The 12,343-nt window shown below is 66.0% G+C and carries 16 protein-coding genes; 11 read left to right on the top strand and 5 right to left on the bottom strand.

Going from position 1 to position 12,343, the window contains the following annotated elements; all coding sequences use genetic code 11:
• The first annotated feature begins 13 nt into the window (after positions 1-13).
• The 3 genes from AC6I6X_RS00080 to AC6I6X_RS00070 all read left to right on the top strand — a co-directional run bounded on the left by AC6I6X_RS00080 (position 14) and on the right by AC6I6X_RS00070 (position 3,469).
• Entirely contained in the window at positions 14-1,108 is a 1,095-nt protein-coding gene (locus tag AC6I6X_RS00080; protein ID WP_497929622.1) for a pyridoxal-phosphate-dependent aminotransferase family protein, read from the top strand.
• Between the two features lie 84 nt (positions 1,109-1,192).
• Positions 1,193-1,471: a hypothetical protein gene (locus AC6I6X_RS00075; protein WP_497928479.1), complete on the top strand. Its 279-nt coding sequence runs from the start codon at positions 1,193-1,195 to the stop codon at positions 1,469-1,471.
• A gap of 162 nt (positions 1,472-1,633) precedes the next feature.
• On the top strand, positions 1,634-3,469 hold the full coding sequence (locus AC6I6X_RS00070; protein WP_497928478.1) for a carbon starvation CstA family protein: 1,836 nt from the start codon (positions 1,634-1,636) through the stop codon (positions 3,467-3,469).
• 75 nt (positions 3,470-3,544) lie between these two features.
• On the opposite strand, the gene AC6I6X_RS00065 is transcribed toward AC6I6X_RS00070, so the two are convergent.
• Both AC6I6X_RS00065 and AC6I6X_RS00060 read right to left on the bottom strand, forming a co-directional pair.
• A complete protein-coding gene (locus AC6I6X_RS00065) occupies positions 3,545-4,159 on the bottom strand; it encodes a DUF8052 family protein (RefSeq protein ID WP_497928477.1) in 615 nt (204 codons plus the stop codon).
• A complete protein-coding gene (locus AC6I6X_RS00060) occupies positions 4,156-4,536 on the bottom strand; it encodes a cupin domain-containing protein (RefSeq protein ID WP_497928476.1) in 381 nt (126 codons plus the stop codon). The genes AC6I6X_RS00065 and AC6I6X_RS00060 overlap by 4 nt, the downstream gene beginning before the upstream one ends.
• 128 nt (positions 4,537-4,664) lie before the next feature.
• Here AC6I6X_RS00060 and AC6I6X_RS00055 point away from each other — a divergent pair, with 128 nt between their 5' ends.
• Positions 4,665-4,889 carry a DUF8007 family protein gene (locus AC6I6X_RS00055; protein ID WP_497928475.1) on the top strand — a complete coding sequence of 75 codons (225 nt, stop codon included), beginning with the start codon at positions 4,665-4,667 and terminating at the stop codon, positions 4,887-4,889.
• A 38-nt stretch (positions 4,890-4,927) separates the two neighbouring features.
• Here AC6I6X_RS00055 and AC6I6X_RS00050 read toward each other — a convergent pair whose 3' ends face one another.
• Positions 4,928-5,152: a DUF8107 family protein gene (locus tag AC6I6X_RS00050; RefSeq protein WP_497928474.1), complete on the bottom strand. Its 225-nt coding sequence runs from the start codon at positions 5,150-5,152 to the stop codon at positions 4,928-4,930.
• Between the two features lie 58 nt (positions 5,153-5,210).
• On the opposite strand from AC6I6X_RS00050, the gene AC6I6X_RS00045 reads away from it, so the two are divergent.
• Together AC6I6X_RS00045 and AC6I6X_RS00040 are read left to right on the top strand one after the other, a co-directional pair.
• Positions 5,211-5,534, top strand: a complete 324-nt coding sequence (locus AC6I6X_RS00045) for a hypothetical protein (RefSeq protein ID WP_497928473.1) — start codon at positions 5,211-5,213, stop codon at positions 5,532-5,534.
• A gap of 80 nt (positions 5,535-5,614) precedes the next feature.
• Positions 5,615-5,842: a hypothetical protein gene (locus AC6I6X_RS00040; protein ID WP_497928472.1), complete on the top strand. Its 228-nt coding sequence runs from the start codon at positions 5,615-5,617 to the stop codon at positions 5,840-5,842.
• Positions 5,843-5,848: 6 nt separating this feature from the next.
• Here the strand turns inward: AC6I6X_RS00040 and AC6I6X_RS00035 are convergent, their stop codons facing one another.
• Positions 5,849-7,111: a CobW family GTP-binding protein gene (locus AC6I6X_RS00035; RefSeq protein ID WP_497928471.1), complete on the bottom strand. Its 1,263-nt coding sequence runs from the start codon at positions 7,109-7,111 to the stop codon at positions 5,849-5,851.
• Positions 7,112-7,186: 75 nt separating this feature from the next.
• On the opposite strand from AC6I6X_RS00035, the gene AC6I6X_RS00030 reads away from it, so the two are divergent.
• The 4 genes from AC6I6X_RS00030 (at position 7,187) to AC6I6X_RS00015 (ending at position 10,622) form a co-directional block, all read left to right on the top strand.
• Complete coding sequence (locus tag AC6I6X_RS00030; protein ID WP_497928470.1) at positions 7,187-7,483, top strand: DUF7990 family protein; 297 nt, start codon at positions 7,187-7,189, stop codon at positions 7,481-7,483.
• Entirely contained in the window at positions 7,483-8,457 is a 975-nt protein-coding gene (locus AC6I6X_RS00025) for an ArsA family ATPase (protein ID WP_497928469.1), read from the top strand. Before AC6I6X_RS00030 ends, AC6I6X_RS00025 begins: the two co-directional genes overlap by 1 nt.
• 137 nt (positions 8,458-8,594) lie before the next feature.
• Positions 8,595-9,788 (top strand): redox-regulated ATPase YchF, encoded by a 1,194-nt coding sequence (locus AC6I6X_RS00020; protein WP_497928468.1) that lies wholly within the window; start codon positions 8,595-8,597, stop codon positions 9,786-9,788.
• A gap of 414 nt (positions 9,789-10,202) precedes the next feature.
• On the top strand, positions 10,203-10,622 hold the full coding sequence (locus tag AC6I6X_RS00015) for a DUF7344 domain-containing protein (protein WP_497928467.1): 420 nt from the start codon (positions 10,203-10,205) through the stop codon (positions 10,620-10,622).
• Positions 10,623-10,809: 187 nt separating this feature from the next.
• Here the strand turns inward: AC6I6X_RS00015 and AC6I6X_RS00010 are convergent, their stop codons facing one another.
• Positions 10,810-11,112 carry a DUF7967 family protein gene (locus tag AC6I6X_RS00010; protein ID WP_497928466.1) on the bottom strand — a complete coding sequence of 101 codons (303 nt, stop codon included), beginning with the start codon at positions 11,110-11,112 and terminating at the stop codon, positions 10,810-10,812.
• Between the two features lie 174 nt (positions 11,113-11,286).
• On the opposite strand from AC6I6X_RS00010, the gene AC6I6X_RS00005 reads away from it, so the two are divergent.
• The gene (locus AC6I6X_RS00005) at positions 11,287-12,066 is read left to right on the top strand and encodes a hypothetical protein (protein ID WP_497928465.1); all 780 of its coding nucleotides are present in this window, start codon (positions 11,287-11,289) and stop codon (positions 12,064-12,066) included.
• Positions 12,067-12,343: the final 277 nt, after the last annotated feature.

The following is a 12,343-nucleotide window of genomic DNA, read 5'->3' as shown; positions in this document are numbered from 1 at the left end:
GGAGACGTTGCGGATGACGCCGGGCCCGACCGAGGTCCCGGCGGCGATCCGCCAGCGGATGGCCGAACCGACCCCGAACCCGGACGTCGAACCCGAGTTCGTCGCGTTTTACCGCGAGTTGACGGACAAACTGGCGAGGATCTACCACGCGGACCGGAGCGGCGGGTCTTCGAGGGAAGCGACCGAACGACGGGACGTCGTCGTCCTCGGGGGTGAGGGGATCCTCGGCCTCGAGGCCGCCGTCGCCTCGCTGGTCGATCGCGGCGATCGAGTGCTGTGCCTCTCGAACGGCCTGTACGGCGAGGGGTTCGCCGACTTCGTCGAGCAGTACGGCGGGGAGGCCGTCGTCTGCGACGTGCCCTGGGAGGGGACGCTCGATCGCGGGACGATCGAGGCGCGTCTCGACGACGCCGACGAGGCGTTCGACGTGGCGACGATGGTCCACTGCGAGACGCCGACGGGGACGCTGAACGACCTCGACCCGATCCTCGACCTGCTCGCCGATCGGGGCATCATCAGCGTCGTCGACGCCGTCTCCTCGCTGGGCGGGACGCCGGTTCCGACGGGGAAGATCGACGTCTGTCTCGGGGCGAGCCAGAAGTGTTTCAGCGCGCCGCCGGGCCTGACGACGTGTGCGATCAGCGATCGGGCCTGGGAGCGCATCGAGACGGTCGAGAACGAGACCTACTACGCCGACCTCGAACCGTGGCGGACGGCGGCCGAGGACGAGTGGTTCCCCTACACTCACCTCACGGCGAACCTGTACGGCCTCGACGCGGCGGTCGACTTGCTTCTCGACGAGGGGCTCGACGCCGTCTTCGATCGCCACGAGACGGCGGCGCGGCGGTGTCGCGAGCGCGCCGCCGACCTCGGCCTGGAGCGATACCCGGCCGAGGAACGCGATTCGTCGCCGACCGTGACCGCGCTCTCGGTCGACGGCCGGGCCGGCGAGTTGCAGCGGGCGATGCGCGAGGACCACGACATCGTCCTCGCGACCGGTCTCGGCGACCTCGAGGACGACATCCTCCGGATCGGACACATGGGTCACAACGCCCGCGTCGATCGGGTCGACCGGACGATGGACGCGCTGGAAGCCGTCCTCGACTGACGCCGACCGTGGGGACGGCCCCCCACGGTACGGCCGGAACCTGCAGGTAGAACCGTTTCCCCTGCCTCGCTGCTAGCCCGGCGTATGTCCGAACCCGATCGGGAGCCGACCGAGAAGCCCACGAACACCAAACGTGAGGCGAAAGAAGAGGACCAGTGGATGCTCCGAAACTGGGTCGGCGTCGCCGTCGTCTCGATCTTCGGCTTGCTGTTGCTCGCACTCGGGATGATGCAGGCGACGGGGCTCGTCGACCTCCTCGCACCGGTCGCGGATACCGGGGCCCAGCAGTGGGGCGTGTTCGCCGTCCTGGCACTCGTCGTACTCGCGCTGGCCGGATGGGGATGGAGTGCCATCGCCGGGTGAGCGATCGGCCGACGAGCGATCGACATAGACAACCAGTCAAATCGACAATTATTCTTCTATACGGAGGCTAACGCCTCAGTTAGAAAATATTCGTCGAGCTCCGGCGAGAAAAATAAACAACTATTAAGGTTCTCGCACTCACTGGATTTGTTTGGAACTAGCATGACACAGGTGATTTGGATCGTTGCCGCGGTACTGGTAACGTTCACAGTGGGGTACGTGGGGTACTCGCGGTATCTCACACAGTTCGTCGAACTCGACGAGGATCGAGAGACACCGGCACACAAGTACGAGGACGGGCAGGAGTACATCCCGTCGAAGAAACCGGTCTTACTGGGGCATCACTATTCGAGTATTGCGGGGGGCGCTCCGATCGTCGGCCCGATCACGGCCGGGGCAATCTGGGGCTGGGTTCCCGCCCTGCTGTGGATCGCGATCGGTAACCCGCTGATGGGCGCGGTTCACGACTTCGTCTCGCTGTCGGGCAGTCTGCGCCACGAGGGGAAGTCGATCGGCTACATGATCGGCGAGTACGTCGGCAAGAGCGGCAAGAACATGTTGCTGTGGTTCGCGTTCCTGACGATCATCCTGGTCGTGGCCGTGTTCGCGCTCGTCGTGGGGATCGTGTTCAACGCGTTCCCACAGGTCGTGACAGCGTCGTTCATTTATATCGCTCTGGCGCTCGTGTTCGGGGTCTACCTGTACCAGTTCAACGGCCCGTTCATTCCCGGAACGATCGTGTTCGTCGTGGGCGTGTTCGCGGCCGTCTGGGTCGGGATCCAGTACCCGTTGGCGCTGTTCGCCGGTGACTACCCGGCCGGAACGATCGTGTTGATCGGCGGTTCCGGCGAGTGGGTACCTGGTGCGGCCGATCTCGGCGGGAACACCGCAGCCTGGATCCCGATCGTGATGCTGTACGCCGCCATCGCGAGCGCGCTCCCGGTGTGGGTCCTGCTCCAGCCGCGTGACTACCTGTCGTCGTTCCTGCTGTACACTGGCGTCGGCGGGGCGATCGTCGCGATCATCGTCGGGACGTTCCTCGGAACCTCGTCCGAACCGCTCGTCATCGACAGCTCGATCGGCGCGTTCGAAGGGTTCTGGGGCGTCGAAGCGGCCGGGTACGCGCCGCTGTTCCCGCTGCTGTTCATCACGATCGCCTGCGGGACGATCAGCGGGTTCCACTCGCTGGTCTCCTCGGGGACGACCGCGAAGCAACTCGACAAGGAGACCGACGCCCGCCTGATCGGCTACGGTGGGATGCTCGGCGAGGGGCTGCTCGCCGCGGTCGCGCTCTCGACGCTCGCGGTGTGGGGCTTCGCGGATCCCGCCGGTGGAATCGGTGCCGCACTGCCGAACTTCGCGTCCGGTGGTGGGCTCATCCTCACCAGCCTCGGCGTTCCCGAGAACGTCGGTGCCGTGTTCATGGCGCTGGTGCTGTGTAGCTTCCTGCTCACGTCGACCGACACGGCCGTCCGCCTCGGCCGGTACATGATGGAAGAGATCGTCGGCACGCCTGCGGGCCGGACCGACACCGGACTGAACGCCAATCCAGCGTCGTTCGCTCGCGGACGGTACACGAACCCGATCGTCCAGACCGTTCCGGCGTACCTGCTCGTCGTCTCCGGCCAGTGGGTCGTCCTCTGGCAGCTGTTCGGGGGCGCGAACCAGCTGCTCGCCGCGCTGGCGCTGCTGACCGCGACCGTCTGGCTGGCCAACTGGGACGACAGCAAGCAGCTCATCTCGACCGGCGTCCCGATGGCGATCATGGTGACGATCACCGTCCTCGGCCTCTCGATCCTGGTGTTCTACGAGAACCTCTACCTGAACCTGATTCAGGGCGGGGCGGGAACCACCGAGGCGACGATCTCGGCGATCGTGCAGATGGCGATCGGCCTCGTCCTGATCGGACTGGCGCTCGCGCTGGTCAGGCTCGGGTACAGGAACATTCAGGACGTCCGTCGCGAACCGGAAGCGCCCGCCGCACCGGGCGACGACTGAGAACGAGCAAACACGATTTTCCGTTTTTTGCCGACCGTAGCTACGCGTGCGGATGCGCCCGAGAGACACCGATCGCTATCGCCAGAACCGCTTCGCGAATCGCGACAGCACGCCGACCTCGGGTTCGCTCACGTCGTCCCAGAGCGTGAACGCCTCGGCGACGTCGGCGGCCTCGCTGGCGACGCACTCCTCGTCGTCGGGAACGACGACGACCAGGTTCACGTCGTAGTGCCCGTAGTAGCCGAACTTCAGCAGGGTTCGATCGCGAAAGCCCGACACGTACCCGCGGACGTCGTCGGGAAGTTCGTCGGCCACGAGCACGAAGCTCACGTCCGTCCCGAAGTGCTCCTCGTCGGCGACGATCCGCTCGTCGGCGATCTCGTGGCCCAGGTCGACGAGTCGATCGAGTTCCGCGACGGTCGGCCGGGACTCCCGGCGGGCGAAGACGTACTCCTCGGCCTCGTGGTCGGCGTAGGAGAGCGCGGGGTGGAAGAACTGCTTCTGGTTGACCACGCGCATCTCGCCGTAGAGGTCCCACCGCTCGCCGCCGTAGCGGTAATTCTTCTCCAGATCGTAACTGTACACCAGCCGGTGGGCGACCCGATCGAGGTACTCGTCCGCCCACTCCGGTGCGGCCTCACGGATCTCCGCGGGCAGGTCGTCGGCCGTCGGCGATTCCCCCTCGCTCATGCGTCGGCCGGGTCGTAGGCGTGTACGTCGTCGTCGGCTTGCGGTGCGCCGATCGCCAGCACGGTCACCGGATCGTCGGCGTCGGCCGGGTTGTACGCGCGCTGGGGGTGTTCCGGATCGACGACGAACAGGCGGTCGCTCGGCACCTCGTACGTCTCGTCGGGCGTCTCGATCGCCAGTGTCCCCGAGAGGACGTAGAACGCCTCCTGTTGCGTGTCGTGGTAGTGGTAGGCAAGCGGAAGTTCCTCGCCCGGTTTCGCGCGGAACCGATTGATCGCCATCGTCTCGAGTCCGGCCGGATCCGACAGCTTCCGGCACTCGCTGGGCCGATCGGGCGCCGGGTCGATCGCGTCCGGATCGACGATTCGGTATCCCATACCACCCCGTAACGACCGGGATCGCAAATATTCGTCGGTGACCGAACGCGGCGGCGAACTGGCCCGCCCGGGCCGTCGGGGCGGTACGTTTTAGCCCCTGGAGACGTACTATCGTGCAAGAGAGTCCCATGGGAGGAAAGCAAACCGAATCCTGCGGCCGGTGTGCGATGTCGTCGGTGGTCGACGTCGTGGAATCCGAAGAGGACGCCGAGACCGCCGATCGCGATCCGTTCGCCGACGGCGCGATCGAGATCGACGACGAGACGCTCAGGCGGGTATCGCCCGCTGCATGGGCAGGACGGGTGACCGCCCGGATCGACGACGCCGCACAGCGACTGATCTACGGACGGTAGTCACCTCGTTCGATACGCCCCAGTTTCTCGGGACCGGATCAGGCCATCGTCACGGCGTAGGTCATCGCGAACAGCAGTATCGCCGCGGTCGCGACGTTGACGAATCCGAACTCGACGATTCCCACGAAGGAGAGCCCCCAGACGATCGTCCAGCCGAACAGGATCGACAGGATCGCGTTCATGAGAAACAGGACGCGGGGATCCCCCCGGGAGGTCGCGACGCCTTCGCTGAATCCCTCCGCTTCCTGATCCCGATCGCTCATAGGGGACAACTGTGCCTGCAACACTTAGCTCTTTGCCGTTCGACGGCGTCCCTGGAGTATGCGCCCTCGGAACCGTCAGGGAAGTCCGGTCGATCCCGTTCCGTTCGTCGTCGTCGCCGGCCTCGCGTTCATGATTCTGCTGTCGTTCGGCCCCCTGTACGGACAGGCACTCGGCGCGTCGCTCGACCGATCGATCGCCGCGTCCGCCGCGCTCTTCGTCCTCGTGACCGTCGGTGCGTACTACAGGCAGGTGTGGACCGCCCGACCGGAGGCTGTCGATCTCGTCCCGGCCGGGATCCGCGCCGAGCGGCTGTTCTACCTCATCCCCGTCCTCGTGGCGCTCATCGTCGCGCTCGCGATCCCGTTGCTCGTTCGCGGGTAGGGTCGATCACGCCCGATCGATCGTGCACGTGTGAGACACACTTGCAAAGAATTGTTAGGGTCGGCGCCGAACGATCGACTATGGGATTCATCGACTCGATGAAAGCGGTGTTCGACTCGACCGGACCCACGGACCGCCCCACGGACGGTTCCAAGGGGGCCTACTGGTGCGACGACTGCGGCGTGCGGATCAGGGACGTCGATCTCGAGGACGAGCGAGCCGATTCGCAGGAGGAGACGCCGACGTGTCCCGACTGCGGCGACGAGATGCGCTTCGAGCGCTCGACCGGCCGGAGTTGCGCCTGCTGACGCAACTCAGGGTTCGCGGACGACCGTCTCCGCGCCCTGCTCGTCGGGGAACGAGTCGTCGGTCGCGAGGGAGTCGTCGCTCGCCCACTCGTCGTCGGTCACGAGCGCCTCCGAGAGCGCCGCGCGGAGCGCCGATTCGTCGTAGTCGGTGCCGATGAAGACGAGTTCGGTCCGCCGATCGCCGTGCTCGTCGTCCCACGCGAGGTCCGGTCGGTTCGATCGGTACATGTCGCGTTCGATCTCGGGGAGGCTCGCGATCCACGGTCCCTGCGCGGTGGCCCTGATCGACGGCCCGGCCTGAGCGATCGCGACCCGCATCTCGTTGCCCGCGAGCCACGCCGTTCCCTTGGCGCGGACGATTTCGGACGGGAGATCGCGCAGGAACGACGCGAACCGATCCGGGTGGAACGGCCGCCGACGCCGGAAGACGAACGAGGAGACGCCGTAGACCTCGTCGGGATGGTGGTGTGTGTGCTCGGCGTCGGGGTCGTGTTCGTCGGCGTGCTCGCCCCCGCCACCGTGGTCCTCGTGGTCGTCGACGTGATCCTCGTGATCGTCCTCGAGCGCGCGTTTCCAGCCGGGCAACTCCGAGAGCCGATCGGGGTCGAACAGCCCGCGACCGAGTACGCGATCGGGATCGACCGCCGAGAACTCCGTCCCAATCGTCTCGGCGTCCGGCTGGAGCGCGTGGACGAGTTCCTCTGCCGCCGCGAGGTCGTCCTCGCTGCACCGGTCGGCCTTGTTGAGCAACACGACGTTCGAAACCTCGACCTGATCGACGAGCAGGTCCGAGAGGGGCCGATCGGCCTCCTCGCCGCGGCGTTCGGGAACCGCCTCGCCGGCGAAGGCGTCGAGGAAGGCGGGCGTGTCGAGGACGGTCACGAGCGTGTCGACCGTGTAGCGCGCGGCGACGCGGGACTCCGTCGTGAACAGCCGCGCGACGGGCGCGGGTTCGGAGATGCCCGACGACTCGACGACGAGGTGGTCGAAGGATCGATCGCGGGCCAGCCTGACGACGGCCGTCTCGAGGTCGTCCTGCAACTCACAGCAGATACAGCCGTTCGAGAGTTCCGCGACGCCGTCGTCGAGTTCCAGTTCGGAGCCCTCGGCGACGAGTTCCGCGTCGACGTTCACCTCGCCCATGTCGTTGACCAGCACCGCGAGCGTCCGATCGCCGGCGGTCGACAGCAGGTGGTTGAGCAGCGTCGTCTTGCCAGCGCCCAGACTTCCAGAGAGAATCGTCACCGGAATCGTCTCGTCGGCGTCCATATCCGGACACTGGGAGTCGGACGCCTTGAAAGCGTCCCTCGACAGATTTTACTCGCCGGAACCGCACGTACGGGCATGGACCTGGCCGATCGGATCGAATCGTTCCGGGCGACGCTCGAGGAGTGGCTCCGCGGGCTCTATCACGGGATGATCTCGCACCCGTCCTACGAGAAGATCGAAAAGGAGGCCGAAGACGCCGAGGACGCGTTCCTGCTCGCGTGTTTCCCCGACGCGTTCGGGATCCCCTCGCCCGTCTCGTACTACACCGCCGAACTGCTCCCGTTCCTCGAAGACGAGTTCGAGTCCTGGGAGCGACGGCTCTGGGACCGCGGCACGCTCCTCGAACGAAAGGGCCAGCAGTACCACTTCTGATGGAACCGTTCGTCTTCTTCGGCGGCAAGGGCGGCGTCGGCAAGACGACCGTCTCGTGCGCCTACGGGCTTCGCTGTGCCCGCGACGGCCACCGGACGCTCGTCGTCTCGACCGACCCGGCCCACTCCGTCACCGACGTGTTCGACCAGCCGTTCGACGATTCGCCGAAGTCCGTCGAGGGGATCGACGGACTCGACGCGATGCAACTCGATCCCGAGGACGAGGTCACGCGGCACCTAGACGAGATCCGCCAGGACCTCTCCGAACAGGTCTCGGCCGCGATGGTCAACGAGATCAACCGCCAACTGGAGATGGCCCACGGCACCCCCGGCGCGTACGAGTCCGCGCTGTTCGATCGGTTCGTCGACGTGATGCGCAACGCCGACGCCTACGATCGGGTCGTCTTCGACACCGCGCCGTCGGGGAGCACGCTCCGCCTGCTCGGCCTGCCGGACCTGCTCGAGGGGTGGATCGATCGGCTCATGTACAAACGCCGGCAGAGCATCGACCTCTTCGAGAAGGCGGCGGTCGGGAGCAACGAACCGCGTCGCGTCATGGAGGGCGACCCCGTCCTGGCCCGACTGCAGGACCGCAAGGAGTTCTTCGAGTTCGCCGGCAACGCGCTGAGCGACGACGCCGCCTTCTTCCTCGTCCTGAACCCGGACGAACTCTCGCTGAACGAGACCGAGCGATCGATCGCCGACCTCCGCGAGAAGGAGTTCGCGGTTCGCGGCCTCGTCGCGAACAAACTCACTCCCTCGCCCGACCCCGACGAGAACGGCCGCGGCGCACGCTACCTCCGCGAACGCGTCGAGACGGAGCGATCGCACCTCGAGACGATCCGCGACGAGTTCGACCCGCCGCTGGTCGCCGAGATCGGGTGGCGGGTCGCCGAAGTCAAGGGTGACCTCCTCGACGACGTCGCGAGCGAACTCGACATCGAGACGACCGTCGAAGCGCCGACGCACGTCTGAGGGCGATCCGACGCGACGTCCGATTCGATCGGCCAGCGGGGGACGTACTGCGGGTCGGTAAGCGCGTGCCACGTTGGTTCGTCCCACGGCACTCTCGAAGAGAAACCAGTTTAGGCGGTGCCCGCCCAGACCGACCAATGAGTTACCGCATCGGACTCGTCGGCAAACCCTCCGTCGGCAAGTCCTCCTTCTTCAACGCCGCAACGATGAACGACGTGCCCGAGGGGGCCTACCCGTTCACGACGATCGATCCCAGCGTCGGTGAGGCCTACGTCCGCGTCGAGTGCGCCGCGCCGGAGTTCGACGAGGAGTGTACCCCGAACGTGGGCTACTGCGACGACGGGATGCGGTTCGTCCCGACGAAACTCGTCGACGTCGCCGGCCTCATTCCCGGCGCACACGAGGGGGCCGGCCTCGGCAACCAGTTCCTCACGGACCTGAACGAGACGGACGTCCTCGTCCACGTCGTCGACTTCTCCGGCGAGACGGACGCGGAGGGCGAACCGACCGAGGGCCACGACCCGCGGGAGGACATCGCCTTCCTCGAGCAGGAACTCGACCAGTGGTACCTCGGGATCTTGGAGAAGGGGATCGAACGCTACGAGTCGGGCTACACCACCGAGGACGACGCGATCGAGGCGGAACTCGCCGAGCAGATGAGCGCGTTCAAGACGAACGAGGACGAGATCAAGCGCCTCATCCGGCGGGTCGACGTCGGCTTCGAACCCGCGGCGTGGGAGGACGAGGATCAACTAACCCTCGCCCGCGAGATCCGCAAAGAGACCAAGCCGATGGTGATCGCGGCGAACAAGATGGACACTCCCGAGGCCCAGGCGAACTACGAGGAGATCACGACCGATCCGGCGTACGACCACCTGACGATCGTCCCCTGTAGCGCCCACGCCGAGAAGGCGCTGAAGTCGGCCGACAAGGCCGGGGTCGTCGAGTACCGTCCCGGCGACGACGACTTCGAGATCACGGGCGACGTCTCTGGCGAACAGGAGCAGGGCCTCGAACAAATCCGCGACTTCCTCGACGAATACGGCGCGACCGGCGTCCAGGCGGCCCTCGAGACAGCCCTGTTCGACGTCCTGGGCGTGACGCCGGTCTTCCCCGGCGGCGCGAACGGCCTCGGGAACGAACGCGGCGAGGTGCTTCCCGACTGCTACCTGATTCCGCCGAACGCGACCGCCGAGGACTTCGCCTACAGCCTCCACTCGGACATCGGCGACGGGTTCCTCCACGCGATCGACTGCCGATCGAACCGCCAGCTCGGCAAGGACTACGCGGTCGAGGCCCGCGACGTGATCGAAGTCATCACGACCAACTGACGGGACGATCGCCCCGGAACACCGCACCCTCTTTTTATCGACTCGTCCCGTTACGCTCGGGACCGTCGGATCGGTCACCGGCGTCGTATCGGCTCACAGGGACTGCGATCGTTTCAGTCCACGCCCCGTCCGTACGATTTATTCCGCGACGCAGTTCGGAATTGGAAGGCATACCATTGTGATTTGGGAAAACTATGATTACAGGGCCGCGAGACTGCGAAACATCGACCGGCCGCGAGACGGCGCGTGGAAGAGCGGTATCTCCTAGCGGCATCCGGGTTCGGTCGACTCGGTGCGTCGGCGGGGGATCGATCGTCGCCACGGTACGTTCGTTAGTGACTTCTTTAAATACAATGCTACTAAATTATACAAAAAGGTTTAGGTAGCGGCGGTCCCCGAACTCGGTCGAGGAGGATGACAACCACAGACCGCCCCTTCCGCGACCCGGATGCCCCGTCCACGGAATCGGGAACCGAAGCGCCCTCGCTGTCTCCCGACGAAGCGTTCCGCATCCTCCAGCCGTTCCGGCGGCGGGAGACGATTCACTACCTGCTGGATGCAGACGACGCAGTCAAGATGGGCGATCTCGCCGACCACGTCGCCGCGCGCGAACACGAGACGACCGTAGCCGAACTGACGCCGACACAGCGCCAGTACGTCTACGTTCCGCTGTACCAGTTACACCTGCCGGAACTCGATCGGGCGGACGTCATCGAGTACGACAAGCCCCGCGGGATCGTCCGATCGACCGATCGGCTCGAAACGTTCCGGCCGTACCTCGAGGCGGCGTCGGCGTCCGACCGAGGGGGCGGCACGAACGACGACGTCGGCTGACAGTATTTTCTCACGGCGATCGCCGCGGCCGCGTGTCTCCCGGTCGCGACCGCAGCGGACCTCGAGCTTCTTGGGCCGACGGTCGGGGCGATCGTCACGGCGCTGTTCGCGCTCGGGACGGCGTCGATCTGACCCGATCGGCGTCGCCAGCGGGTCGCGACTCGGGCCACCGCCGCACGCCTCCGGGTCAGATGACGTCGTCGGGATCGTGGGTCTCCGCCATCCGCGTCGCCTCGGCCGCGTACTGCTCTCGCAGGGCCGGATCGTCGGTCGCGCCGAGGTTGTCGGGATCGGCGTCGACGGCGGCGGTCGTGTCGCGGACGTCGGTAAACGACGTGAGCGCGCGTTCCTTCCGGAAGTACCGATCGCCGTCGGGCGTGGCGTAGGTGAGAATGATCAGGTTCTGTTCGTCGTCGGAGTAGGTCCGCTCGACCAGCCACACGCGCACGCTGTCGTCCGGGGTGTCGGACGAGTCCGCTGTGTTCGACATGGGAGTGAATCCGGTGGCCGAACGGAAGAATGTGAGCCTCGTCGATCGGGCTCGAGGCCGTGCGTGGGCAATCTGGGTCGGCGACGCTCGTCCGATCGACCGTCGGGAATCCCCACCGAAAGCGCTCTTTTAGCTTGGAGAAGGCCTTTGCCGGTCTCGATCGGTGATGCTCGTATGCACCGACGAACGGCACTCACGACGGCGTGCGGGACGTTCGCGTTCGCGCTTGCGGGCTGTCTAACCGACTCCAACGGTACCGGGACGGGACCGGACGACGACTCCAGCGACGATGGGGGAGACGGCGATTCCGGAACCGTCGGGCAGAACGACGGCGGAAACGGCGACAGCGACGAGTGGAACGACGACTACCTCGGCGAAGGCATGGCGACGACGCCGTCGCTCGAGTTCAGTCCGATCCCGGGCGCGCAACTGGCGGACGTTCCACTGGAAAGCGAGGACGGGACGACCGACGACACAACCGACGACCGCGTCGACACGGATCACCGCGTCGACGAACCGCCACACGAGATCACGGTGCCGGACGAGGCAGACCCCGAGACGGACCCGGACGGCGAGTTCCGGGTCAGGCTGCTGGCGTCCGCTGCGGAGCGCGACGACGTCCTCGAGATGGAGACCGTCGACGAGGAGACTCGCGATCCGCTCCAGGCGGTCGACTTCGACGATGCCGTGCTGATCGTCGTCGAATCCGGGTACGGCTCCAGTTCGATCGTCCACCGCTGGGCGCGCGTCGAGGACGTCGACGACGGCGTCCACCTCCACGGCTACTACCGGAAGCCGTACGAACGGCTCGCCGACGTGAGCCCGCGGCTGTCCGTCCTCGAAGTCGAACGCCCCGCGGCCGACCCGTCGGTCGCCAGCGTGAGCCTCACCGTCACGCCGGACCACCGCGTTCACTTCGACTCGACCGAAGGGGTCGTCTCGATCGGCGACTGAGGCCCCGATACGGCGGCTTTCGTCGGCTGTCGCGGATTCACTCCCGCATCGCTCGCCCGACGAGGACGGGATTTCGTGTCGCGGCGACGGATATACTGCCCCCGGGTACGATCGATCCGGAACCGACTCGACGAATCGTGATCCCCGGTCGGCATTGTTCAGATTAGCCTGTTCCAGCAATACGCGAAGCTCTGCAGCCACGTTTCGGCCGTTTCTGGATCGGCGTTTCTAAAACAATTTCCAAATTGATAGGTTCGCCGTTTTACTTCTTGGAAAA

It is taken from the genome of Halosolutus sp. YCN4, assembly GCF_059736495.1.
Note: the sequence above shows the minus strand (reverse complement) of the source record. Positions and strands in the feature narration are given on the sequence as shown.

What these genes read in the sequence shown, in the direction of transcription:
- AC6I6X_RS00080 (WP_497929622.1), top strand. Translation starts at nt 14, where the DNA reads ATGACGCCGGGCCCGACCGAGGTCCCGGCGGCGATCCGCCAGCGGATG.
- AC6I6X_RS00075 (WP_497928479.1), top strand. Translation starts at nt 1,193, where the DNA reads ATGTCCGAACCCGATCGGGAGCCGACCGAGAAGCCCACGAACACCAAA.
- AC6I6X_RS00070 (WP_497928478.1), top strand. Translation starts at nt 1,634, where the DNA reads ATGACACAGGTGATTTGGATCGTTGCCGCGGTACTGGTAACGTTCACA.
- AC6I6X_RS00065 (WP_497928477.1), bottom strand. Translation starts at nt 4,159, where the DNA reads ATGAGCGAGGGGGAATCGCCGACGGCCGACGACCTGCCCGCGGAGATC.
- AC6I6X_RS00060 (WP_497928476.1), bottom strand. Translation starts at nt 4,536, where the DNA reads ATGGGATACCGAATCGTCGATCCGGACGCGATCGACCCGGCGCCCGAT.
- AC6I6X_RS00055 (WP_497928475.1), top strand. Translation starts at nt 4,665, where the DNA reads ATGGGAGGAAAGCAAACCGAATCCTGCGGCCGGTGTGCGATGTCGTCG.
- AC6I6X_RS00050 (WP_497928474.1), bottom strand. Translation starts at nt 5,152, where the DNA reads ATGAGCGATCGGGATCAGGAAGCGGAGGGATTCAGCGAAGGCGTCGCG.
- AC6I6X_RS00045 (WP_497928473.1), top strand. Translation starts at nt 5,211, where the DNA reads ATGCGCCCTCGGAACCGTCAGGGAAGTCCGGTCGATCCCGTTCCGTTC.
- AC6I6X_RS00040 (WP_497928472.1), top strand. Translation starts at nt 5,615, where the DNA reads ATGGGATTCATCGACTCGATGAAAGCGGTGTTCGACTCGACCGGACCC.
- AC6I6X_RS00035 (WP_497928471.1), bottom strand. Translation starts at nt 7,111, where the DNA reads ATGGACGCCGACGAGACGATTCCGGTGACGATTCTCTCTGGAAGTCTG.
- AC6I6X_RS00030 (WP_497928470.1), top strand. Translation starts at nt 7,187, where the DNA reads ATGGACCTGGCCGATCGGATCGAATCGTTCCGGGCGACGCTCGAGGAG.
- AC6I6X_RS00025 (WP_497928469.1), top strand. Translation starts at nt 7,483, where the DNA reads ATGGAACCGTTCGTCTTCTTCGGCGGCAAGGGCGGCGTCGGCAAGACG.
- AC6I6X_RS00020 (WP_497928468.1), top strand. Translation starts at nt 8,595, where the DNA reads ATGAGTTACCGCATCGGACTCGTCGGCAAACCCTCCGTCGGCAAGTCC.
- AC6I6X_RS00015 (WP_497928467.1), top strand. Translation starts at nt 10,203, where the DNA reads ATGACAACCACAGACCGCCCCTTCCGCGACCCGGATGCCCCGTCCACG.
- AC6I6X_RS00010 (WP_497928466.1), bottom strand. Translation starts at nt 11,112, where the DNA reads ATGTCGAACACAGCGGACTCGTCCGACACCCCGGACGACAGCGTGCGC.
- AC6I6X_RS00005 (WP_497928465.1), top strand. Translation starts at nt 11,287, where the DNA reads ATGCACCGACGAACGGCACTCACGACGGCGTGCGGGACGTTCGCGTTC.